Annotated in this window: 9 protein-coding genes; 2 read left to right on the forward strand and 7 right to left on the reverse strand. The window is 48.5% G+C overall.

What is annotated here, in order from left to right; translation table 11 throughout:
* Nucleotides 1-30: 30 nt before the first annotated feature.
* The 4 genes from OLG56_RS20140 to soxR all read right to left on the reverse strand — a co-directional run bounded on the left by OLG56_RS20140 (nt 31) and on the right by soxR (nt 4943).
* A complete protein-coding gene (locus tag OLG56_RS20140) occupies nt 31-1677 on the reverse strand; it encodes a Na+/H+ antiporter (protein WP_000402189.1) in 1647 nt (548 codons plus the stop codon).
* A gap of 149 nt (nt 1678-1826) precedes the next feature.
* Nucleotides 1827-3176 carry a guanine/hypoxanthine transporter GhxP gene (ghxP, locus tag OLG56_RS20145; RefSeq protein ID WP_000106907.1) on the reverse strand — a complete coding sequence of 450 codons (1350 nt, stop codon included), beginning with the start codon at nt 3174-3176 and terminating at the stop codon, nt 1827-1829.
* Nucleotides 3177-3523: 347 nt separating this feature from the next.
* Nucleotides 3524-4192 carry a glutathione S-transferase family protein gene (locus OLG56_RS20150; RefSeq protein WP_000958575.1) on the reverse strand — a complete coding sequence of 223 codons (669 nt, stop codon included), beginning with the start codon at nt 4190-4192 and terminating at the stop codon, nt 3524-3526.
* Nucleotides 4193-4484: 292 nt separating this feature from the next.
* Nucleotides 4485-4943 (reverse strand): redox-sensitive transcriptional activator SoxR, encoded by a 459-nt coding sequence (soxR, locus tag OLG56_RS20155; RefSeq protein ID WP_000412686.1) that lies wholly within the window; start codon nt 4941-4943, stop codon nt 4485-4487.
* An 86-nt stretch (nt 4944-5029) separates the two neighbouring features.
* Between soxR and soxS the strand changes: the two genes are divergently transcribed.
* On the forward strand, nt 5030-5353 hold the full coding sequence (gene soxS, locus OLG56_RS20160) for a superoxide response transcriptional regulator SoxS (RefSeq protein WP_000019483.1): 324 nt from the start codon (nt 5030-5032) through the stop codon (nt 5351-5353).
* Here soxS and pdeC read toward each other — a convergent pair.
* Entirely contained in the window at nt 5341-6942 is a 1602-nt protein-coding gene (pdeC, locus tag OLG56_RS20165; RefSeq protein ID WP_000083659.1) for a cyclic di-3',5'-guanosine monophosphate phosphodiesterase PdeC, read from the reverse strand. The two genes, soxS and pdeC, sit on opposite strands and share 13 nt — an antisense overlap.
* A 563-nt stretch (nt 6943-7505) precedes the next feature.
* Between pdeC and OLG56_RS20170 the strand changes: the two genes are divergently transcribed.
* Nucleotides 7506-7787, forward strand: coding sequence for a YjcB family protein (locus OLG56_RS20170; protein ID WP_023212848.1), 282 nt, complete (start codon nt 7506-7508; stop codon nt 7785-7787).
* A 276-nt stretch (nt 7788-8063) separates the two neighbouring features.
* Here OLG56_RS20170 and siiF read toward each other — a convergent pair whose 3' ends face one another.
* Nucleotides 8064-10130, reverse strand: coding sequence for an SPI-4 type I secretion system protein SiiF (gene siiF, locus OLG56_RS20175; protein WP_000358575.1), 2067 nt, complete (start codon nt 10128-10130; stop codon nt 8064-8066).
* 39 nt (nt 10131-10169) lie between these two features.
* Complete coding sequence (siiE, locus tag OLG56_RS20180; protein ID WP_061377181.1) at nt 10170-26855, reverse strand: non-fimbrial adhesin SiiE; 16686 nt, start codon at nt 26853-26855, stop codon at nt 10170-10172.
* Nucleotides 26856-26871 lie beyond the last annotated feature (16 nt).

The following is a 26871-nucleotide window of genomic DNA, read 5'->3' on the forward strand; positions in this document are numbered from 1 at the left end:
GGTAAGCATGGCGCCACCGGGCCACAAGGACTACTGATTTTCTATCAGTAACGCCTCCATCAAATCCAGGTCGTGCAGCAGCTTTTGCAATGTTTCATTGCTGATTTCTCGTGTGGCGCGCAGATGATACAACTCGGCGCGTTCGGAACGCAGCGCGGCAAGACGGAAACGTCGCTCCAGGTTTTCTTCCTGTATGGAGCTTTCGACATCGTTTCGCCCATCGGCACGGCGACGCAAGTTACCAATGACACGCGAGCTTACTTCAGTAAGCAACTGATTATCGATGTTTTCTTCGGTATCCGCCGCCAAACGCTCTTCCATTTTCTGAATGGCGACAATTGCCACCTCCGCCGTCGCCGCGCGGGCGATACGCTCCTCTTTCAACTGTTGCGCATGATCGGCGACTTCCAGATGTTGCAACAGCAGCGGCAGCATGATCACGCCGACAAACAACGAGAACAGAATGACGCCAGCCGCCAGGAATACCAGTTCATAACGCGCCGGAAATCCGCTGCCATCCGGCAAAAGTAACGGTATAGAGAGCACACCAGCCAGGGTGATCGCCCCACGAACGCCAGCGAAGGAGGCAATCAGAATTTCACGCGACGTCCAGCTGGCGAACTCCATCGGTTTCTTCTTCAAAAAGCGCAGGCTGAACTTTTTCATGGTCCACAGCCAGCCGAAGCGAACCAGCATCAATGCCGCATAAATCAGCACGATATCGGTAAAGAGCATCCAGGTTTCGACATTCGGGTCAGCTTCCGCCGCCGCCAGCGAAGATTCCAGAATCCCCGGCAATTGCAGTCCCAACAGCAGAAAGACCATACCGTTAAAGACAAATTCCAGCATCGCCCAGGTACTGTTCGCGCGCAAACGCATTGCCAGCGGCGCGCGGCGCATTACGCCAGAACGGGTGATGGTCATCCCGGCGGCAACCGCGGCCAGGATGCCTGAGACGCCAATATGCTCGGCAATCAGGTAAGACGCGAAGGGCAGCAGAAACAGCAGGACGATTTGCGTCGCGGGTTCATCGCCGCCCCAGCGGCTCAAAAAACGCAGCGAGCGGCCATACAGCCAACTGACCACAAAACCCGCCAGAATACCGCCGATAGCGACCTTAAAAAATTCCAGCGTCGCGCCGCCGACGGTAAAGACCATCGTCCCCATCGCCACCGCGACGGCGAATTTCAGCGATACCAGACCGGAGGCGTCGTTCATTAACGCCTCTCCCTGCAGAATGCCCATGATTTTTTTCGGGATACGCCCCTCGCCCACAATTCCGGAGAGCGCTACCGCATCGGTCGGCGACAGCACGGCGGCCAGCGCAAAGGCGGGGATCAGCGGAATGCCGGGCACCAGCCAATAAATCAGGAAGCCGATTCCCACGACCGTTACCAGGACCAACGCCAGCGCCAGCCCGAAAATCTCTCGTCCATGCTCAAGAAATTCACGGGTCGGCGTCTTCCAGCCATCCGCAAACAGCAGCGGCGGAATAAACAGCACCAGGAAGAGTTCCGGGTCGAATTCCACATGCAAACCAAACGTCGGCCACGCCAACAGCGCGCCAATGGCGATCTGCATAAGGGGTAAAGGAAGCTGGAAGGGTAATACACGCGTAAATACCCCCGACAGCGAGACCACAAGGGTCATGATGAGTATTGTGAAGAAAATTTCCATGCGTTCCCTGTTTGCGATGTTTTTTATGATGGAGAAAGGCATCATGCCTCGGTTTCACCTTCTTCAGATTAACGCAAAAGGTAACGTGATGTGTCCTGAAAATGAAAACGGGCGACCAACGCCGCCCGTTTTTCAGAATGAAGGCAGAACTAGATAGCCCAGCCGCCGGCATAAAAAGCGACCAGCGCGACCGCAATGACGACAGTTCCGATATTCAGCTTACGCCATTCGCCGGAAACCAGACGCCCGACGACCAGCGTGGCAAAGCCGATCATAATCCCGGTGACAATGTTACAGGTCAGTACAATAAATACAGCCGTTACTAGCCCCGCCATCGCATCGACGAAATCAGCAAAATCGATTTTCGCCACGTTACTCAGCATCAGCAGACCGACATACATGAGCGCCGGGGCGGTTGCGTAGACGGGAACGAGATAAGAGAGCGGCGAAAGAAACAGGATCAGCAAAAACAGCACGCCCACGGTAATCGCCGTCAGGCCCGTTTTACCACCCGCCGCCGTACCGGCCGCAGACTCGATATACACCGCCGCAGGCGCCGCCCCGACCAGGCCGGAGAAAACGCTACTCAGGGAGTCGGTGGTTAGCGCTTTACCGCCATCGATAATTTGTCCATCTTTGTCCAGCAGATTAGCCTGCCCTGCGACCGCACGGATCGTTCCGGTCGCATCAAACACCGCCGTCATCACCAGCGCCAGTACGCTTGGCAGAACGACAGGGTTTAACGCGCCCATAATATCCAGGCTGCCGATCAGCGAGTTGCCGTTTTCATCGCTCAACGAAGGCATGGCGAAAATGCCGGAAAAATGGACGTTAGGATCGAAGAGCAAACCCACAATAGAAATGCCAATAATGGTCAACAGAATGCCGCCGGGGACTTTCAGCTTTTCCAGACCGAGAATAACAGCCAGCCCCACGAGCGACATAATCACCGGGAAGGTGTCGAAATCGCCCAGCGCGACCGGCAGGCCATCCAGCGGGTTTTTAATGACCAGGCCGACGCCGTTGGCGGCAATCAGCAACAAAAACAGGCCAATACCGATACCGGTTCCGTGGGCCACGCCCTGCGGCAAGTTACGCAAAATCCAGCTACGAATGCCGGTGGCGGAGATAACGGTAAACAGTACGCCCATCAGGAATACGGCGCCAAGCGCGACCGGTACGCTAATATGCTGCCCCAGGACCAGGCTAAACGCGGTAAACGCCGTCAACGAGATAGCGCAACCGATAGCCAGCGGCAGATTCGCCCAAAGCCCCATAACGATAGAGCCGACGCCTGCGACCAGGCAGGTCGCTACAAAGACGGCGGCAGGCGGGAACCCGGCTTTACCCAGCATCCCTGGCACCACGATGACGGAGTAAACCATCGCGAGAAACGTGGTTAAGCCAGCAACGACTTCCTGGCGAACGGTGCTCCCGCGTTGTGAAATTTTAAACCAGGCGTCGAGTGAACCGCCGGTACGCGCTGAAGGCGTAGACATAGAAAACATCCCCTGAGAATTTATTATTCGTCGGTATACGTGGGAGGTAATCCACTAACAGCGCAACGTTATCTCCTTGTGCTACATTTACGACAACCGGGGCGCCGCAAAAAAAGCAAACGTTTAGCTCCACGTATACAAAACGGGTGGCAAAAAAAAGCAAACGATTATCCAGCGATCATCAACGCTTTTTCAACTGAACTTTGCCGCTTTTTATGCTTTTCTGCTTAGTATGCTCAATAAATCGCCAGACGATGCGCAAACGTTATCGTCCCTGCGCAATCCAGCAACAATTTTTCGCATCGCTGTTAGCAAATACGTTGCGCAATCTGCTCACAAAAACGCCATTATCCGCCAGGAATGGTAAACGGACCGCCCTGCTGAATCGCTCGTTGCCAGGCTGGACGCATTTCTACCCGCGCTTTCCATGCGTTGATATGGTCGAGATGAGCGATCCCGCCTCGGGCAAGCAGCGCAAATAGCGGGAAGCTCATCTGGATATCCGCCATACTTAACTGCTCTCCGGCAAACCAGGGGTGATTTGCCAGATGCCCGTCAATAAAGCGCGCATGGGTTTCCAGTTGCGGATTGAGGTACGCTTTTTGCGCGCCCTTACCGATAACGCCGCCCAACGTTCGCAGGCCCAATGGTACCGGCGGTTTACCCAGAGAGGTAAAGAGCAGTCTCATCAATAGCAAGGGCATGAGCGAACCTTCAGCGTAATGTAGCCAGAATCGATAGTGTTGTTTCCCCTGCGCATCCGCAGGTTTAAAGCGTCCGATACTGTCGTAAGTGTCCTGCAAATATTCCAGGATGGCGCCCGATTCCGCAATAACCATACCGTGATCTTCGATAACCGGAGACTTGCCCAGCGGATGCACTTTTTTCAATGCCGGCGGCGCCAGCATGGTCTTTTCACGCTGGTAACGCACAATCTGGTAAGGCAACGCCAGCTCTTCCAGCGCCCAGAGGATGCGCTGCGAACGAGACTGATTTAAATGGTGCACCGTCAGCATGGCTGTCTCCTGTAAGGTATGCCAACTAACTATAGAAAATTATGGCAGTTGCCGTAAAAATTTCGGCTAAAAAATCAGCATTTCGCTGGCGAACAGGGCGTCGTCGCTTACACTTACAGTATCAACACAAACCGGAACCTCCACCACGTGCTCGATATGAGGGGTGTTGACGTCGGGGGAAACCCTCCTGTAATCAGCGGGATAGAGCGAAAGACAAAGACCGGAAATAAACTAAAGCGCCCTTAGCGGCGCTTTAGTTTTAGGTGAACTCAGCCCGATGGCCGAGTGCATGTTAATCATCTTCAAGCAGCCGGGCACCCGTCCCGTGTTCACCAAGCCTGTCGCCTGGATTTCGCAGCGGACAGTCGCTACGCGATAAACAGCCGCAGCCGATACAACCGTCCAGCTCATCGCGCAACGCCACCAGCGTATGAATACGTCGGTCTAACTCTTCGCGCCACTGCGAGGAGAGCTGCTTCCACTCTTTCGCGCTTAACGTATGTCCTTCCGGCAAGATACCAAACGCGTCGCCGATAGTTGCCAGCGGGATGCCGATACGCTGGGCGATCTTGATAATCGCGACATAACGCAACACGTCACGCTTGTATCGCCGTTGGTTACCGCTATTACGGATACTGGTAATTAGCCCTTTGCTTTCATAGAAGTGCAGGGCGGACACAGCAACACCGCTACGTTTCGCAACTTCCCCCGGCGTCAGTAAGGCTTTTAAACGGGGAGATTTTTTTTCCATAAATCGCTTTACCTCAAGTTAACTTGAGGAATTATACTCGCCCGCAGACAAAACGACGAATCGAATACTGTTTAAGAGGCAACAATATGTCGCATCAGCAGATAATTCAGACCCTTATCGAATGGATTGATGAACATATCGACCAACCGCTAAACATTGATGTGGTGGCAAAAAAATCGGGCTACTCCAAGTGGTATTTACAGCGGATGTTTCGTACGGTAACGCATCAAACATTAGGCGAGTATATTCGCCAGCGCCGTCTCCTGTTGGCGGCTGTTGAGCTACGAACGACCGAGCGCCCGATTTTTGATATCGCGATGGACCTGGGCTATGTATCGCAGCAAACCTTCTCGCGTGTATTCCGCCGCGAGTTCGATCGCACTCCCAGCGATTACCGTCACCGCCTGTAGGGCGTCTGCCCGCGTATCGTCAGAGGCGCGGGCGTTTGTTGTAGCCAGGAGATGAATTCCTGCGGTGGTAAAGCCTTCGCAAAGTGCCATCCCTGACAATACTGAACGCCGCGTTTTAGCAACCAGCTAACCTGTTCAGCCGTTTCAACCCCCTCCGCAATGATTTTTAGCCGCAAACTTTGCGCCATTTCAATAATATGTTCCACAATCAAATGGCTGGCGCTATTAGTGGTTAGCGTGTCGACAAAAGATTTATCAATTTTTAAAAGGTCGACATTTAATGAGTACAGGTTATGCAAGTTCGAATAGCCGGTACCAAAGTCATCAATTGCCACCTCGTATCCCGCCTGGCGAAACGCCTGAATAATCGGCGTCATTTTAGGCACATCAATAAATCCGCGCTCGGTCACTTCAACCTTTATCTGTTGCGCAAGCACTGAATGCTGACGCGTTTTTTCATGAATCATCACAATTAGTCGGGAAGAGAGAAAATCGGCGGCAGAGAGATTGATAGAGACATAAAGATGCGGGTGCGCGGCCAGAAAACCACCTAAATCATTAAATACCTCTTCGACGACATAATCGGTGATCTGCTCAATCATCCCCTCTTTTTCCGCCAGCGGAATAAATTCGCACGGGCTCATCACCGGACCGTGATAGCCCGGCCAACGCAATAGCGCTTCGGCACCTACACATGTCCCGTTTCGGATATCAATGATCGGCTGATAATGAAGGCAAAGCTGGTGCCTGGTAATGGCCCGTTGCAGCAATCGACGCGGTGAGTAATATGCCTGCCGGGATCGTGACCACATAAATAAGACGATAATGCTACAGATGATCCCTAACGGTAGCGTTAACGTAAGCTGATGAAAGAGGTTCTGGTAAAAGCGTTGCTTTGAGGTTGACACAATCGCGGCAACCGGTCGTTTTGCTGATTTAACCAGAGCATAAAAACGCTCACCCTGTTGGAACACAGGTTCACTCCGTCGTACCAAAGGTAATAGCTGATCAGCCTGCGCCTGTTCACTCAGGGAGAAAAAGGTGTTGGTCACCGTATCATACATTCCCCAAGCCAACGCCGGATCGTCTGACATCACCTCGCTATAAGATAAGGGATTGATAACCGCGACATAGTTTCCCCGCTGCATATATGTCATTTTATAACCGTTGAAAAAAGGCGTATCACGATAGTAATAAATAGCGATGTCAGGCTTTCGTTTATAGTCAGCGCGGGGAATAAAATAAGGACTTGTTGGCGTCATAACCGTAGAGCATAGAAAACGCTGGCCCTTAGCATAAATCAACTCATTAATGTACAAACGACCGCGGATAATATTCAGCATTCGCTGTTGATGGGCTGGCGTACAGGCTTGCCCCTGATATTGTTCAGCGGCATCGCGGGCTAAATTCGCTTGCAGGATAACCCGCTCCGTTTTATCTAATACCAACTGCGCAAATGAATGTAACTGATTTCTGGTTTCAGAGACTGCCCGGATATGAGCAAACCAGATCGCCAGCAATACAGGAAGTAACACCACAATGATCGTTCCGAGAAATCTCAACACCTTGCGTCGTGTGCTTTGACTCATTTTCAGCCTATTTCCCTGCATTATTTGTGACTATTGTTGGCAAAATAAGACGTGAACCAAACGGAGGTTTACGGTGCATGAATTTATCAATATTAGCAACAGACTTTTACCGATCAACATTTACCATTAATAACTAAGCGCAATCTCTCTCGCATACCAGGCAGGACGCTAAATATTTTTGATAACATCAGATTTATACCTAAGTAAACGATGGGGTATACATCTTTACTCCTTTCTTTTGATAAATAACTTGATATTTTTATCAGGTCTGAATTTCACGAAAAAAAAATAAAAGAGTAGTAATAATACATCTTTGCTTTCCGGCTGTTTCTCTACGGACGCGCAGAAGTCACACAAAAAATAAGGTTATAAAACGCACAAAAAATACATTGCCGATCTGGCGAACAAGCCTGTTTTTGTGATATAGTTCACAAAAACAATGAAACAGAAACAATGTTTCATTCGATGTTGATGTGACGTCCGTTGATAGCCAGAATGTCCCACGTTTCCCGGGAACAACGCCGTGCTGTCCTGGACAAAGGTCTATTCAGAGGAAATGTTTCATGGCTGCCATAACCACTGGTGTCGTTCTTCTCCGCTGGCAACTGTTGAGCGCCGTGCTCATGTTTTTAGCCAGCACGCTCAATATCCGTTTCCGTAAATCAGATTATATTGGTCTGTCGGTGATCAGTAGCGGTCTGGGCGTGGTATCCGCCTGCTGGTTTGCCACCGGTTTACTCGGTATTACCATGATGGATCTCGCTGCGATCTGGCATAACATTGAAGCCGTAATGGTCGAAACGATGAGCCAGACCCCGCCAGAATGGCCGATGGTGCTGACCTGATACGCTATCGCTGCCGATGAAGCCGCCCACCGGTTATCTCAACGCGGAATCGCGCGCCAGGAGTAGCCTTGCGAACCATCACGTCCCTCGCATTGCCGTTGATGAGGGCCGCCAGGTGTGGTTATCCAAAAATGGCAAGTGGAATAGCCCTAACAGAATCGAGCTAAACTTATTGAAGACGTTGCCGACTCGTTAAATGACAAAAAGACCCGTTTGTGCAACGGGTCTTTTTTATTAAGTAGTACCGCCTGATAACAGCGACAAGCGCTGCTTATTTTACGTTAATAATTTATCCGGAGAACAATCACGGATTATTTTTCCACCTTTCATTACCAGGACCCGGTCAAAATACTTTATCAGGTATCGACGATGCGTCACCATGATCAACGTTTTCCCATGAATAAACTCATCTAAGTTATCAAAAATTTGCTTCTCGGTATTTTCATCCAGATTTGATGTTGGTTCATCCCATAAAAAGACGCTGGCGTTACTGCTCAGACTACGTGCTAATAATAACTGCTGTTGCTGTCCGGATGACAGGTTTTTAGCCATAAAATTCACCGGAAACTTCAGCCCCATAGGATGTTGCAAGATAAAACCACAGTTCGCCAGATGGAGCGCCTTGAGTACCCGGCCCCTGTCGTTTTGCGGTTTTAACGCGAAATTACTTTCAATGGTTCCGGTGAATAAAACATCATGTGTCGTCACCACGCTTAAATGCTGAGAAAAAAAGTTCTGCGATAAATGCCCTAAGTTATATCCATCATATAAGATGGCGCCGTCTGTTGGCGAAAGGTAGCCAGATAGCATTCCCAGTAATGAGCTTTTTCCTGCACCGCATTCGCCTATCACTGCGACACGCTGCCCCGCAGGTATGTCTATAGACAGTCGGTTAATAATCATCGGAGATTGAGCGTCATACTGATAACTCACACCCCGAATAGAGATATCGCCATTGCACTTTGATATAGACTGTAATGCCGGTGTTTTTTCTGCCTGATCTTCATCAAAAAAAGAAAGCAGATCCTTACCGGTTTTTTCTGCTGATAAAATAGAGATTAATGTAGAAGAAAAATTCGAAATGATCCCGGAAATACGACCAGAGACAATGACAGATGAAACAATTGCGCCAGTAGTAACATCACCCTTGATTACCATAAAAAAGGCTATTACCATAATAGTTATTTGGGTAATAGATGACATACTCCCCAATATAGATTGATAGATAAGATTTAATTTCCTTATCTTCAGGTTAAGATACGACTGTTCATTTGATGTGTTGACCCAATCAAAAAGTAAACCTTGATTATTTAAGGTATGGATCATTTTAATAGATAAGAAAACCTCTGAGATGAAGATATTCCTATTCTTCTGTCCTTCTTTTTGTTTGTTCATTAACTCATTAGTATAATGGTGGTTAACGAGGGAAATAATAATAGAGACGATAAACATGGTAACAGGGACAATAACGACCAGACCTAAATTTACATATATAACAATGAGAAATATAATAAATATTGGAATATCGGCTATACGTTGAAAGATCGAGTTTAATAAAACGGGTTTAATTTTCTGAAACTCATTCCATAGCACAAATGCTGATGACATGGATCTGCCATTTTTCTTTTTACTATAAAGTACCGCTTCAAGAAATGCGATATCAATATCGACGTCATCCTGCCTTGCTGTGATAGACTGATAAATATCTTTCGAAGTACGAAGGATAAACTCAAAAACAATAAATACAGCAACAATTATAGCCACGCCAAATAAAGATGAAACCGAAGCGCTTGGAACAAGCTTATCATAGAACAGATTACTAAATACTGGAATAGTTAACGCAAAAATTGCCATAAAAAGAGATGAAAAGAAGTATTTAGTATAAAAAATCTTGTTCATCGATAAAGAGTTTTTTATGATATTTTTTACTCTTATACTATCAACAACTTTATTTAAAGGCAGTATACTAAATGCAGATAGCTCTTTTAAATATTCATCTTCAATTTCAACATAACAGAGTTCACCGCGCGCGTTTACCAACTTTATTTTTTGCCCGCCACTCACACACACCATCCACTTCATTTCTGGTGTTAATAGTAAAATCGGCATAGGCTCATTTAGTAAATCCTCACCATTATTAAATAATATATCCTGTAGAGAAAGCCCTAACGACAAAAAGAAATTCTTCATTTGTATAGAGTCGTCAGTGTTATTTCTGTCGTACTTTTTAAATCTTAAATTTATATCATCCTCTTTGATGTCAATTTTTATGTTGAATTTTTTAGACACTATAGATAATGCCGTTTCCGCACTTAAATAATAAGGTTCTAGTTTTTTATCCATAAGTAAACCCCCTCACCCAAAGGTGAGGGGCCTCCGTTATTATGCGTGTTCTTCTTGATTATCTACAGGTAACGTAACTTCATTAACGGCGAAAACTTCAATAGCGCCGTTATTGTTGTGCCCTACAGAACTCGTTGAAGGGGAATCATTAATATCATCCTCGGTCTTTCCTCTTGCATTCATTGCGTTCACAATATCCGCCGAGGAGTGATCGACTGAGAATGTTTTCTCCTTAATCAGGAAATCATCGTCCTTATCAAGGAATTTCACGTCCATAGTATATTCACCATCTTCCAAAGATAGCGGAACTTCGAATATTGCTTTCTGGTTAGTTATCGGCAGAGTAAACTCTTCTCCTTCAAACATAACACTGACATTAACAATATTCTCAGGTACTGATATTTCAAAAGAAGGTGTCTGACTAATTGAACGATCTATTTCATCCCCAGAGTCAGCGTTTAACAATGTAATACTATAGGCTGTCTCCTTCACCACGCTTTCTTCCGCCGCAGACGGCACTGTACGAAGATGCGTAGCGCTTTCGGCATTCACTGTTTCAGACTCCGGTGGAGTAACCGCTGTTGGCGTGGCGTCATCGCTCGCATCGTCATGCTGGCTATCCGCTGTTACCGTCACCGTTGAGTCAACCGTCACCTCCAGCGAAGCAGATTGCAGTGAGTTCCCCGCGCGATCCACCACCGTCACGCTCAGCGTGTAGGTACCATCATTCCAGGCGGCTGGCGGCGTGAAGGTCCAGCCATCCGCGCCTTGCGTCGCCTGATAGATGTCTGTCACGCCATTATGCGTCACGTTTACGGTCACCCCGGTCACGTCAGCATCAATATGCTGCAGCGTGAACTTAGGCTGGGTGTGATTGTGATTCGTCACGTTATCGCTGTCTGAAGCGCCATTGCCTTCACCTGCTGCCAGCGCAATCTCCGGCACGGTCAGCGTACTGTCGATCGTAACGGTAATGGGTAACGAGTTTTTCTGATTACCCGCGGCATCGCTTGCGATTACCGATATCGTATAGGAACCATCAGCTAACGGTGTACCTGGCGTAAAGAACCAAACGCCATCGGCATTTTTTTCAGCATTATATACGGTCCCATTGATATCGACCTGAACGACCACAACATCGCTTTCCAGATTCCCGATAATAAAGGTAGGCTGATTATCTCGCGTAATATTATCGCCCACCGTACCACTGTCTGAGTCTGGAGATAATGAAATAACGGGAACCTCTTTCATGATATCGAGAGGGACATCATCACTCCGGTTACCAATCGCATCCACACTCGTAATGGTAAACTTCCCTTCCGATGGATACGGGATCGCCATACTCCATTTACCATTATCAGGAACGGTTAACGTATAAGTATTCCCATTACTATCGGTTATTATTAGCTGAGATTTGGCTTCCGCCGTCCCCTGCATAATAATTAGATCGTTGACAATATCTGAATAAGTTACGACCGGAGCGTTTGGCGGCGTTCGATCAATAAATATTTCATGTACCTCTTCCTTACGGTTGCCTGCGTTATCCTCAATACTCAAAGTGATATCGTATTTCCCTTCCGGAAGCTGATCGGTCGATAACTCCCACTGCCCATTAGCCGCAACGACAGCGGTTGCCAGCGTGACCCCTGCCACGATTAATGATACCGTAGCGCCAATTTCCCCCATACCTCTCATGGTAATAGTGGAGCTATTACTCCACCAGTCCGTTTTCGATGATGATTTATTGTCATCAAGCTCGCTGGTAAATACCTGGATATGCGTATCGACCCAAATGGAATACTTTTCCTGATTTACGTTACCAGCACGGTCCGTAGATTTAACAGTGATATCCAGCTGGCCTTCTGTGAAATAAAGCGGGTTCACCGGCATCTGCCAGTGGCCTTTGTCATTAACCCAAACTTCCCCCACATTTAAGCCATTAATGATGATTTCTATTTTGCTATTGGGCTCGGCACTGCCACTAAACAATAAGTTACGTGTCGTGTCCGTTATATATATTTTGCCATCACTACCGGTCATCTCTGCTAACGTTTGTCCGCCGATAGAATCAATAGCGACAGGCGTCGTATTTAAGGTATCGATAGTAAAGTTTAGCGTTTTCGAGGTAGCCGTGTTGCCTGCTTTATCGGTGATAACATAATAAATGCTATGGGAACCATCGCCCAACGGTGACTCAGGTCGATAAACTTGATTTCTGTCCGTCACCGTGATCGTATCGACTAACACCCCATCAATGAAAATCTGAACACTCTGGTTCATTTCTCCATAAATACTAAACGCAGGCCGGGTTTGACTCGTTATACTATCATTACTGAAAATACCGTTATCAGAACCTGCCATCATAACAGGATTATCGATAAACGTACTGGTATCTATCGTGACGAGTAAGCGAGGCGATTCTGCCGTATTACCTGCCGGGTCTTCGGCAACCACTCGGATAGAATATTCACCATCTTTTAACGCATTATCAAACTGATAGGACCAGGTTCCATCTTCAAGCACAAGAACATTTGCCACGATCTTTTCATCCACATAAATATGGATTGTGGCTCCCGCTTCTGCGGTGCCAACTAACACAGGCTTGTTGTGACTAGTAATCAGATCGTCAAGTGAACCAGAGTTGCTCGCATCTTCAAGGTTGAGCGTTGGGAAGTCGGTTGATGAATCGACATCCACGCTATAATCCTTGCTCACTTCAGTGTTGCCAGCAACGTCAGTAATGCTGAAATGAATATTAAACGTACCATCATCTTGCAGCAGTATCGGCGCGCGCCATGTGCCATCAGCCTCAACCATAACAACGTTGACTAATTTACCATCGACAAAGATGCTGACCTGAGAACCTGCCTCCCCGACACCTGAGACTGACAACGCCCGGTTATTAGAGAGGGCCGGTAATGAATCTTCATCAATGTCAAAGACAGCAATTTGAGAATCGATTGTCACGGTTGTAATCGCAGACTCAACCCGGTTACCAGCAGTATCCGTAGCAACAAATTGCACCTGATACTCGCCGTCGGCGCTATTTGCCGGCATGGTATAGCTAATATTACCTGACGAACTCGCCTCTACTGTGCCTTGTAACACACCATTAATATAAACCTGTACCGTCGCGCCGGGATCGGTCATGGCAACCAGTACCGGAGACTTATTATTGGTAATCAGATCATATTTATCACCGCTATTAGTATCCCGACTTAATGAAATATCGCTGATTTCAATCTGCGTATCATGTTCTATCAGGATATCTTTTTGTTGGCTGTTGCCCGCTTTATCTTCCGATACCACGACAAAGGCATTACTACCTTCACGCAGATCTAATTCTGCGCTCCATCGACCATCATTGCCTACCACCAGGGTAGCAATAACCACCCCCTGCGGATTCCTGATGGTTAAAGTACTTCCGGCTTCGGCAGTACCATCGATGGTGACATGAGATTTATTGGTGATCCAGTCGCCAACTTTGCCACTGTCATCAGCTTCGCGTAATACCACGGTTAACGGCGAAATTACCGTATCCAGTATCACATTCTGCGGACCAAACTCTCTGATATTGCCGGCAACATCTTCAACTTTAAACGTTAATACATAATTACCGTCATTACCCAAAGCAGGTAATACTACGCCCCAGTGTCCTGCGCCTGTCGTATAAGCAATCGCTTTTTCAACGCCATTCACAAAGATAGTGATTTTGCTGTTTGGCTCACTGGTGCCGCCAATCTCCGGCGTCACCGTATTGATATATCCGCCCTCATGCATTCCAGATATATTCCATACCAGTTCAGCAACCTCGGTATCGATAGTGACATCAACGGCGGTGGAACGCAGTTCGCTATTATCGCGAGGGTTGACGATACCCACCTGGACGACATAATGGCCATCTTTCATTTCCGATAACTGGAAAGTATATCGACCCGCTGTATCCGCTGTCGCCTCGCCGACCTTCACGCCATCCACATAAATACTCACAATCGCATTAGGTAACGTGTTCCCAACCAGGGTCGGCGTTTTATTATTCGTGGTAAAGTCTCCTAAGGCACCACTATCGCTCTCCTCGCTGAGCTTTATGGTTGGAGGCGTGACATCAATAACAGGTATTACGACAGGAAAGTCGACCTGCGACGATTCATTACCCGCTTTATCTTTGGCAACAATGCTCACAACATAGGAGCCTGGCGCTAATACTGATGGCGGCGTCCAACTCCATTCGCCATTCGCATTGGCGTTTGCCGAGCCGACCACTTTCCCATCCCACTGAATCATAATCGTCGAGAACGCTTCGGCTAGCCCTTTGAACTCAGGACGCAGGCTGGTTGCTTCATACTGATCATCAATAGATGGATCCGAAAGGCGAATGGTAGGATCGATCGTAACCGTATCGATAGTGAATCTTTCCTGCGTTTGCGCAGTATTTCCCGCGACATCTGTTGCGACGACGTTGATGGTATACATGCCATCCGGCAGTATATTCGGCGTCACACTCCAGTTGCCATCGGCGCCAACCGTAATCGTGTGTTTTAGAACCTCCCGACCTGACTTATCATCAACAATGGTAATCACCAGTTTCGCATTAGGCTCCGCAGTACCTTCGAATTTGGGATTTTGCTTATTCGTAAGGTTATCGCTATTGGAGCTGCCGGTATCAGACGCTGGCTCCATTCTGACACTGACGCTTGTCGTGGTATCAATGGTAAAGGGCAGCGTAGTTTCAGAAGTATTTCCGGCAATATCTCTGAAGACAACAACGGCTTCATATACGCCATCGTTTAACGCAACGGGAACCTGAAATTCCCAGAGGTTATTGCCATTTGCCGTAACCGGATAAGAAACGCCGTTAATTCTGATTACAACAGTATCAATATCGGCGGGTACATTGCCAATAACGAAACGTGGTTTAGTGACACTCGTAATATTATCAACAGCGCTTTCGCCAGTATCATCCGCATCCAGCAAATCAATACTGGGATCAGAAACAATAGTGTCTATTGTGAATGATACCTCTTTGCTAATTTTATTACCTGCGATATCTTCAGCCACTATTTCTATTTTGTAAGTTCCATCCACTAACGGTGTATCAGGGGTAAACAGCCATTTATTACCTGCCCCCTGAGTCAGTGTGCTGGATTTCCCGTTTAAAATTACCGTCACGCTCTGCAGCGGTTCTCTGGCTGAAATTTCAAAACGTGGAGAGGTAATATTCGTAATACCATCCGTAGAATCCTTTCCGGCGTCGTCCAGCATCACGACGCTCAGGCCGTCAATCTGCGTATCCACGGTGAAGCCCAGCGTGGAATTTGCCGTATTCCCTGCCCGATCCGTCGCCTGGACATGGAGAGTATAATGACCATCAGGCAATGCGCTACCTGCAGTAAATTCCCACTGCCCGGCCGCATTTTTACTGATAGGCGTCCAGTTTACGCCATCGAAAGAAACCAGCACCGATGTCACATCATCAGGCGTTGCAATTTCAAAAGAGGGACGGGTAGCATTGGTGACATTATCGTGATCGTTGACGCCGCTATCTGTTGTTAACGTAACACTGTCAATCTGAACCTGCGTGTCGATTTCAATCTGCAGTTCGGCCGATGTTTTGGTATTACCAGCAATATCCGTTACGGTAACAGAGATCGTATGCTGACCGTCAGACAGCGGTTGATCCGGCGTAAAGGTTAAATTCCCCCCTGTGTTTTCAATGGTGTAATCCCGACCATCAATATGAACCACAATGTGTGATACATCATTATCGACATTACCGATAATAAACACCGGTTTGTTAATCCTGGTAAGATTATCATTAGTATCATCACCAGTATCATGGGTGGGATCGAGTACAATTGTCGGCTCTCGCAGAGTCGTATCAATCGTAAACTGCAGCGTTTCTTGCGCAACGTTGCCAGCGATATCAGTCACATCAACCAAGAGAGTGTGTTTCCCATCAGGTAATGCCGAACCGACATTAAATATCCAGCGGCCATCCCCTCCTTTTGTGAGTTCAATCCAATTAGCGGCGTTATCGATTTTAACGCGCACATGGGTAATATCATCAGCGGTAACAATACTAAACTGCGGCTTGTCGACTTTGGTAATGTTATCTACATCGCTATCACCGCTATCTGTAACCAACGTGACGCTTTCAATTTCAGCCGTCGTATCTATCACAACAGGTAATGGTTTCGATGTCGCGGTATTTCCGGCCTTATCTTCAACCGTAACGGTAATATTATAAGAACCATCCGGAATGGCATTGCCTGGTGTAAATTGCCAACCAGCCCCAACCTTAGTCGCGTTATAATCATGACCATCAATCGTCACCACGACTTTAATAACATCGGGGTCAACATTACCAATCGTAAAGGTGGGTCGTGAAATATTAGTAATATTATCGGCGGTATTCGCTCCGGTATCTTGTCCTGCGTCTAAAGCAATAGTCGGAACCTGTATATTAGTATCGATATTAAATACTAAATCTTTATTCGCAATATTACCTGCCTCATCCGTGGCCTCTACGCGAAGGGTATATGTGCCGTCAACCAGAGTATTCGGACTGTCAAAAATCCATTGTCCGTCGGCATTTTTGCGTATCACATTCCAGTTAGCGCCACCATCCAGGGTTACGCGTACCTGGATGACATCACCGGGAACGTCAATTCTGAATGACGGTTTGGCAACATTCGTTAATTGATCATTCTGCACGCCAGTATCATTAAGCAATACGATATTGTTAATGGTTGTCGTGGTATCAATACGCACCTCTAACGGCGCAGATTCTTTTACATTCCCCGCCAGATCTTCCACCACAACGGCTAACTGATATGAGCCATCAGCCCAGCTCGCAGAAGGCGTAAAGCGCCATTGACCATTGGTGAATACCGCCGCTTCCTCGTGCGTTTTACCGTTGTAAGTTACTTTGACCATCACGCGCGTAACGTCAGAATCAACCTGGCGTATGTCGAACACAGGCCGATCGTGATTAGTGAGGCGATCGCCAACAGTACCGCTATCTTCGCCAGCTGCCAGTTCAATCACCGGCGTAGTCAACGTACCGTCTATCGTCACCTTTAAAGGCGCTGATGTTTGCTGGTTGCCTGCCACATCTGTTACCGTCACGGTGAATGTGTAGCTACCGTCCGCCAAAGCAGAATCCGGTCGATAACGCCAGCCGTCGGCTGATTCGGTGAGTACCACCGTTTTAAACGTGCCGTTATGCTCAATACTCAATTCCACGTGTCGAACATCTTTATCGATACTCCCCAACACAAATACCGGCTGAGTGACACTGGTCAGATTATCGTTCTTATTCTGTCCGGTATCCTGATCGGGCGCTAGCTCAATGGTTGGCGTCAACAACGTGATGTCGATAGTGAAATCGAGCGTCCCCGTCATCTTATTACCCGCACCGTCAGTCACTTCCACGATCAGGGTATGCTGTCCCTCTGGCATATCCGTCGGCCAGGTGTAATCCCAAATGCCAGCCGTCGAACTCTTGATTGCAGTAACCCAGGTCGTGCCGCCGTCAATACTCAGAAGAACCTTTTCCACATCATCCGGTACCGAGATCTGGAACTGCGGACGCACATGTTTTGTGATATTATCGCCAGGGACGCCGCTATCGTTGACTAATTCAATATGATCAATGGCTATTTGCGTATCCACTGTCACCGTCAGCGGCGTAGACGGACGCGTATTTCCCGCCCGATCCTCCACTGTCACCGTCAGCGTATAATCACCGTCGCCCCACGGCGCTGGCGGTGTAAAGCTCCATCCTCCAGCCCCCTGTGTCGCAGTAAACGAGGTTGTCGTTCCATTATGCGTGACGCTGACTGTAACGTTGATAACATCCGAATCGATATTCTGCAGAATAAAGGTCGGCCGGGTGCGATTGGTCATATCATCGCCAGGCGTACCGGTATCATCCGTGCTATCCAGCGCAATGGTCGGCGTCGACAACCGGGTGTCGATGAAAAATTCAAGCGTTTGCGTCGCCGTATTGCCCGCTCTGTCGGTGACCATGACGGTTAGGGTGTGTTTTCCATCGCCCATATCCGTTGGCCAGGTATAGCCCCAGACGCCTTCGATACCCTGCGCCGCGCTCACCCAGTTTGCGCCGCCATCAATGCTCAGTTGCACAGAATTCACATCCGCCGGCACCGTGATCTCAAACTGCGGACGGGTGCTGTTAGTTAGATTGTCATCCGGCACGCCATGATCATTGACCAATGTAATATCAGTAATGCTGGTTTGCGTATCTACCGTCACTATCAGCGGCGTGGACTGACGAACGTTTCCTGCGTTATCCGTTACCTCTACCGTCAGTGTATAGCTACCGTCCGCCCAGTCAGCATCTGGCGTAAAGCGCCACTGTCCTCCAACCTGGGTTAGTATCACTTCCTGGCTATTGCCGCCCTGTGTGATCCGCAAAATGACCGATTGCGCATCGGCGTCAATATTGCCAATGGTAAAGCCCGGTCTTTTGACGCTCGTAATATGATCGCCAATGGCACCTGTATCGTCCCTGCTATCCATAGTGATGGTAGGCGTTGACAGCCGGGTATCAATGGTAAAATCGAGCGTCTGCGTCGTCTTATTTCCCGCCTTATCGGTCGCTTCTACCGTCAGGGTATGTAGCCCGTCGGTCACATCTTTCGGCCAGGTGTAATCCCAGATCCCTGCCGTGCCCTGTGTTGCACGAACCCACGTATTACCGCCGTCGATACTCAGACGTACCTCGTTGACATCCCCTGGCACCGTGACGCGGAAGTGTGGACGAACGTCATTGGTCAGGTTGTCGCCGGGAATACCGTTATCATTAACCAGTTCAATAACATCGATGGTGATTTGGGTATCAACCGTGACCGTCAGCGGCGCCGAGTATTTTACGTTACCCGCTTCATCCTCCACCCTCACCGTCAGCGTATAGTCGCCATCTGCCCATGTGCCGGTCGGTGTCACGCTCCAGATGCCGGTCGCGCCTTTGGTGGCCGTCAGCACTTCTTTCGTGCTGCCATGCTGCACCTCAACCGTGACATACCGCGCGTCTGCGTCAATATTACCCAGTAAAAACGTCGGCTTATTCGCGTTGGTCAGGTTATCGCCTTTTATTCCGCTATCGTCCGTGTTGTCCAGCACGATAGTCGGTTCTGACAGTAGGGTATCGATGATGAAGTCCAGTTTCTGCGTCGTCTGGTTTCCCGCCTTGTCGGTCGCCTCCACTGTCAGGGTATGCTTCCCCTCTCCCACATCAGCCAGCCAGGTATAATCCCAGACGCCCGGCGTCGCGCTCTGGGTAGCGTTGAACCATGTCTTGCCGCCGTCAATGCTCAGGCGCACCTCGTTGACATCCGTCGGTACCTTCACCTGGAACTGCGGACGCACGTTATTAGTCAGATTATCGTCGGGAATACCGCTGTCATTGACCAGTTCAATGTTATTAATGGCGATTTGCGTGTCCACCGTCACCGTCAGCGATGCCGAATGGCTGGTGTTCCCCGCTTTATCTTCGACTGACACACTCAGGGTATAATCGCCCGCCCCCCATGATGTCGGCGGCGTAAAGGTCCATCCGCCTACACCTTTCGTGGCGTCAAATGTGGTGGTGACGCCGCCATGCTCCACGCTGACCGTAACGCGAACGGCATCATCATCAATATGTTGCAGGTTAAATGTCGGCTGGGTGCGATTAGTCATGTTATCGCCCTGGATGCCGGTGTCGTCCGCGCTATCCAGTACGATGACCGGCGTCGACAGCGTGGTATCAATAGTGAAGTGGAGTGTCTCCGTCACCGTATTACCCGCATTGTCAGTCGCTTTCACATTCAGCGTATAGTCGCCATCCGGCACGGTGCCCGGCCAGGTATAATTCCAGACGCCCGGCGTCGCGCTCTGTGTCGCCTTAACCCAGGTCACGCCACCGTCAATGCTCAGACTGACTTCGTTAACGTCCCCCGGTACCGTCACGCGGAACTGCGGATGGGCGTCGTTAGTCATATTGTCGCCGGGAATACCGTTATCATTAACCAGTTCAATAGCATCAATGGTGATTTGGGTATCAACAGTGACCGTCAGCGACGCTGAGTGTTTTTCGTTCCCCGCCTCATCTTCCACCCTCACCGTCAGCGTATAGTCGCCATCTGCCCATGTGCCGGTCGGTGTTACGCTCCAGTTGCCGGTCGCGTCTTTGGTGGCCGTCAGCACTTCTTTCGTGCCGCCATGCTGCACCTCAACCGTGACATACCGCGCGTCTGCGTCAATATTGCCCAGTAAAAACGTCGGCTTATTTACGTTGGTCAGGTTATCGCCTTTTGTTCCGCTGTCGTCCGTGTTGTCCAGCACGATAGTCGGTTCTGACAGTAGGGTATCGATGATGAAGTCCAGTTGCTGCGTCGTTTTGTTTCCCGCCTTGTCGGTCGCCTCCACTGTCAGGGTATGCTTACCCTCTCCCACATCAGCCAGCCAGGTATAATCCCAGACGCCCGGCGTCGCGCTCTGGGTAGCGTTGAACCACGTCTTGCCGCCGTCAATGCTCAGGCGCACCACGTTGACATCCGTCGGTACCGTCACCTGGAAGTGCGGGCGCGCTTCATTGGTCAGATTATCGTCGGGAATACCGCTGTCATTGACCAGTTCAATATGGTCAATGGCGATTTGCGTATCGATGGTGACCGTCAACGGCGCTGAGTGGCGAATATTACCCGCCTCATCTTTCACCGTTACCGTCAGCGTATAGTCGCCATCAGTCCACGCGCTGCCGGGTACAAAACGCCACTGCCCGTTAGTCTGCGTCAGCTCCACCTCCTCGCTGTGACCATCGCGCATCACCTGCACGACGACCTGAGTCACGTCAGAATCAATACCGCCGATAATAAAACCCGGTGTTTTAACGTTAGTCTTATTATCGTTGGCGGTGCCGCTATCATCTGCGCTATCCAGCGTGATGGTCGGTGTCGACAATGTGGTATCAATGATAAAATTGAGCGTTTCCGTCGCCGTGTTGCCTGCAACATCGGTTGCTTTCACTGTCAGGGTATACGTATTTTCGACCAGATCTGTCGGCCATATATACTCCCAAACGCCGTCGGGCGTCAGCGTTGCGTTAACCCAGTTGATGCCGCCATCAAGACTCAGTTGCACAGAGTTCACGTCCGTCGGTACCGTAATATGAAACTGTGGACGTGCTTCATTGGTCAGGTTATCCCCGACAATACCCGTGTCATTAAGAAGTTCAATGCGATCAATAGACGTTTGCGTATCGATAGTCACCGTCAGCGGCGCAGAATAATTTGTATTACCCGCCTTATCTTCTACCTTTACCGTCAACGTATAGTCGCCATCGGTCCAGGCTGCGCCCGGCGTAAAGCGCCACACACCGCCGTTCTTAATCAACTCTATCTGTTGGTTCTTACCATCATGCGCCACCGTCACCACCACTTTGGTCACGTCGGCGTCGATATTACCGAGGGTAAAGCCTGGCATCTTAACGTTGGTGATGTTATCGCCAGCGGCGCTGTCATCCGCACTGTCCAGGGTAATCGTCGGTTCTGACAGCATGGTATCGATGATGAAGTCCAGTTTCTGCGTCGTTTTGTTTCCCGCCTTGTCGGACGCTTCCACCATCAGGGTGTGAGGGCCGTTAGCCACATTCGTCAGCCAGGTATAATCCCAGACGCCCGGCGTCGCGCTCTGCGTGGCGTCAAACCACGTTTTGCCGCCATCAATGCTCAGTCTTACACCGTTAACATCCGCCGGTACTGTCACCTGAAAGTGCGGGCGCGCTTCATTGGTCAGATTATCGTCGGGGATACCGCTGTCGTTAACCAGTTCAATACGGTCAATGGCGATGTGCGTGTCCACTGTCACCGTCAACGGCGCGGACTGCTTCACATTTCCGGCCCTATCTTCTACCTTCACCGTCAGGATATAGTCGCCGTCCGCCCAGTCGCTGGTCGGCGCAAAGCGCCACTGTCCGCCGGTCTGAACCAGTGGCACCTCCTGTTTAATGCCATTGTGCATTACCTCCACTGTTACCCGGCTGACATCGGCATCAATATTGTTGAGGGTAAAGCCCGGCGTTTTAACATTGGTGATATTATCGCCCGCGATGCCGCTGTCATCTGCGCTGTCCAGCGAGAGGGTCGGCACAGACAGAGTGGTATCGATGGTGAAATCGAGCGTCTGTGTTGTCTTATTTCCCGCCTCATCGGTCGCTTCTACCGTCAGGGTATAGCCTCCGTCGGCCACATCATCCGGCCAGATATAATCCCAGACGCCCGGCGTCGCGTTCTGGGTAGCGTTGAACCACGTCTTGCCGCCGTCAATGCTCAGGCGCACCACGTTGACATCCGTCGGTACCGTCACCTGGAAGTGCGGACGCACGTTATTAGTCAGATTATCGTTGGGAATACCGCTGTCATTGACCAGTTCAATGTTATTAATGGCGATTTGCGTGTCCACCGTCACCGTCAGCGATGCCGAATGGCTGGTGTTTCCCGCTTTATCTTCGACTGACACACTCAGGGTATAATCACCATCCGCCCACGCCCCTGTCGGCGTAAAGCTCCATCCGCCTACGCCTTTCGTGGCGTCAAATGTGGTGGTGACGCCGCCATGCTCCACGCTGACCGTAACGCGAACGGCATCATCATCAATATGCTGCAGGGCGAATGTCGGCTGGGTGCTATTCGTCATGTTATCGCCCTGGACACCGGTATCGTCCGCGCTATTCAGTACGATGACCGGCACTGACAGCGTGGTATCCACCGCGAAATCGATGGTCTTCGTCACTGTATTGCCTGCTTTATCAGTCGCTTCCACCGTTAGCGTGTATTGACCATCTGCCAGGTCTGTCGGCCAGATATACTCCCAGCTTCCTGCCACGCCCGGAGTTGCCTGAACCCACGAATTACCACCGTCAATGCTCAGACGGACTTCATTGACATCCGTCGGTACCGTCACACGAAAGTGGGGACGGTCGTCGTTGGTCATATTATCGCCTTTCACACCGCTATCGTTGACCAGTTCCACCCCATCAATGGCGATTTGGGTATCGATAACGACCGTCAGCGGCGCTGAGTAGTTGGTATTTCCTGCCTTATCTTCTACTTTCACCGTTAACGTGTAGCTGCCATCCGCCCACGTATTCCCTGGTGTAAATAACCAGCTACCATTGAGGTGGGAAAGTTCGATCTCTTCGCTCACGCCATTGTGCATCACCTGTACGACGACCCGATGCGCATCGGCATCAACACCGGAAATAGCAAAACCTGGCTTATTGATGTTGGTCAGGTTATCGCCTGTAACCCCCGTATCATCCTTAGAAAGCAGGGAAATCACCGGCGTTGATACTGTGGTATCGATAGTAAAATCGAATACCGCGCTGTTCGCTTTATTACCCGCAATGTCCTCAACCTTGACATAAACCTGATGCAAGCCTTCCGTTAAATCTGAAGTAAAGGTATAGGCCCATGAACCATCAGGTTGTTGCGTGGCAACACCGATCTGCGTATCAGACGCGGCATCCCATACCTGAACACTGATAATGTCCGGATCAATATCTTTTAGGTGCAAGGTAGGTTTAACGATATTCGTTAAATTATCATCTGAAATTCCCGAATCTGAATCCGGGCTCAATGAAACTATCGGTATTGAAATAGCAGTATCGACGCTAATTAAGAAAGGATCCGAATGGGCAATGTTGCCAGCGATATCTTCAACTGAAGCGGTTATTCTATGATCGCCATCAACCAAACCTTGATCGGCTTTTAGAGTATACTCCCATCTGCCATCTTTATTTGTTCTGACCTCAGCGATCAGCGCACCATCAATATAGAGTTTAACCGTTGAATAGGGTGCAGCGGTTCCTGTCAGTGCAGGATTCTTTTCATTAATAATATGGTCTGTATTATCAACCCCCGTATCGTTGACCAACTCTATTGTTGGTTTTTGCGTTTGCGTTACGATTTGGAAATTATACGCTGATGAGGAGGCAGTATTACCGGCAATATCTTCTACCTTTACCGTTACGTCATGCGAGCCATCGGATAACGCTGTGGTAAATTGAAAATTCCATACACCATCATCGCCAGCAATAGCCTCGCCACTTAACACACCGTCAACATAGATGGAAACCTTAGCATTAGCTTCAGCCATCCCGGTAAACAACGGCGTATTAATTTTAGTAATCATATCGCCTTTAACGCCAGAATCAGCGCTATCATGCAACATAACAGTAGGGATCGGCGTAAAGCTATCAATGGTAAGCTGATAATCTACAGATGACGTTCTTCCTAAAGGATCGATGGATTCAACCGTAATCTTATAAACATTGTCAGACAGATTTCGGGAAATATCAAAATTCCAGTTACCGTCTGCATCCGCAGTCGTCACGCCTATCGTTTTACCATCAATAAGGATATTTACGGTAGCAAACCTATCCGCTGTTCCCAGTAACGTCAGAGCATTATGTTTATTGGTAATCCAGTCGCCTTTTGCACCGGAATCATCACTGGCATCGAGTTCCGCTTTTGGAGGTACAACTTCAGTTTGAATAGTAAAAGAATATTTAACAGTAGAGGATTTATTACCGGCGGCATCCTGAGAAATGATTTCAATATCATAGGCACCCTGAAGAAATTTATTACTAAACTGATAATTCCAGGTCCCGTTTGAGTCAACCTCAATGCTGTCATATAATTTACCATCTCGCATCAATAAGATGGTAGACTTTGGCTCTGCCGTACCGACTAAAGCCGGTAAATCATTCCCTGATAAAATTATACCATTCGGTAAAACAACAAAATCCTCCAAAGAAACTGTCGGAGGTACAGGGGCAACAGTATCGATAACGTAACTAAAGGAAAAATCCTTTTTGTTGCCAGCGACATCTTCAACAGTGAACGTAAGATTGTTAACCCCTTCCACTGAGTCGGAAGTGAAATTGAACGTCCATTCGCCCTTGTCATTCGCTTTAAAAATAACCTCTTCGCCAGTCTCACTATTTATGACACTGATAATAGCATTTGGCTCAGTTTTACCTGTAAAGGTTGGGCGAGTATTGTTAGTAACGTTATCTCCAACAATACCGCTATCATCAGTCGTTTCAATCTCAGCGCTGAAATAGCTGATACGTGTATCAATAGTAAAAGGCAGATTTGCCGTCGCTGAGGTATGCCCGGCAATATCAGTAGCTGTTGCTGTTATATTGTATTCGCCATCCTTGAGCGGCGTAGTAAGCGTATAGCTCCATGTCCCATCTTTAGCAACAATGACCTCACCAAGATGTTTAAGTCCAAGATAAATAGAGACTGTAGAACCGGGTTCCGCCACACCAATAAATGTTGGCAGGGTGCTATTAGTAATGCTGTCATTTTTAATGCCGGAATCACTACTATCATCCAGCTCAATCGTCGGCTTTTCCGGAGCAATGGTGTCGGTTATGATACTATCCGTCGTTTCGTTTTTATTACCTGCTTTATCCACGGCAACGACTTTTATACTATTTTCGCCCTCAGATAGTTCATTATCTTTAAATTCATAACTCCAGTTTCCATCTTTATCGACATCAACGCTGGCAACCAGTTTATTATCTACATAAATGTCAACCTTGGCATTCTCTTCCGCCGTACCAACAATTGAAGGCGTCAAGGTCGGCGTTAAGCCCTTATGACCAGACACACTACTTTCAGGCGAAAGTTCAAATGTTGGCTTATCGGTAACGGAATCGATAGTAATGACAAGTTTGGCGCTACCGCTCCCATCAGCAGTCTTGGCCTCTGCCTCCAGATTGTATGTTCCATCAGTCAATGTTTCAGGCGCAGCGAAGGTGAAGTTACCCAAACTATCCGCTACAGCCTGACCGACAGCAATACCATTAATTTTAATAATGACCGTGGCATTGGGAGCAGTGCTACCTACAAACTGAGGTTTGGTAAAATTAGTTATACTATCATCTTTGCTACCGCTGTTACTCTCGGCCGCAAGCGCTAATGTGACTTTAAGCGGCTCTTTAACAGACTCGGCATCGAGCTTATTTTCCTCATTTTTACTGCTATTACTTTTGCCAGTGCTGGTATTTTTATTAATAGGTTGAGGAAGAACTTTTTCAGCATCGTTCTGTTTAGAAGCCTGCGTTGCTTTAGCCTGTGTATTTTGCTGGGAAGCATCGCTTTGCTGAGCCAGATTGTCTTTTGCTACATTGTCAGCCAAAAAGTTCTGCAGCATTTCTTCAATTTGCTTTGACGAGTTCTGTACTTCAAACGCTTCATTGAGCGCTTTTTCTGCAGCCTCCTTAGCTTTCTCAGCTTCTTCCTTCGCCTTATCAGCTTCTTTCTTTGCGTTTTCAGCCTCGTCAAGCTGCTTTTTTAATTCCTCTTCTTCCTTCTTATTTCGTCGTTTGCCATTACCTTTCTTTTCTACCTGAGCAGAATCAACCAATGAGCTGTCAATTCTCTCTAGTTGAATATCTTTTAAATCTACGCTGCCCAGAATTTTAGCGCCGGTAATAGTCTTATCTTTAAATTTAACAGCGAGGTTATTGCCTTTGATACTTGAATAAAGAGCGCCATTGACAATGATCACTGCCCCATGCGGCGTCGTAATGTTCATGTCTGGCCCGGAAAGAGAAACTTTTGCGCCTTTGGCATTACCCAAAGAAGATAAATCAATTACAGAATTTTGATCGGCAAAAAACTTTTGTATGCTTTTATTTCCCATAATATTATATTCACTC

It is taken from the genome of Salmonella sp. 2018103, from assembly GCF_026247685.1.
Classification (GTDB): domain Bacteria; phylum Pseudomonadota; class Gammaproteobacteria; order Enterobacterales; family Enterobacteriaceae; genus Salmonella; species Salmonella enterica.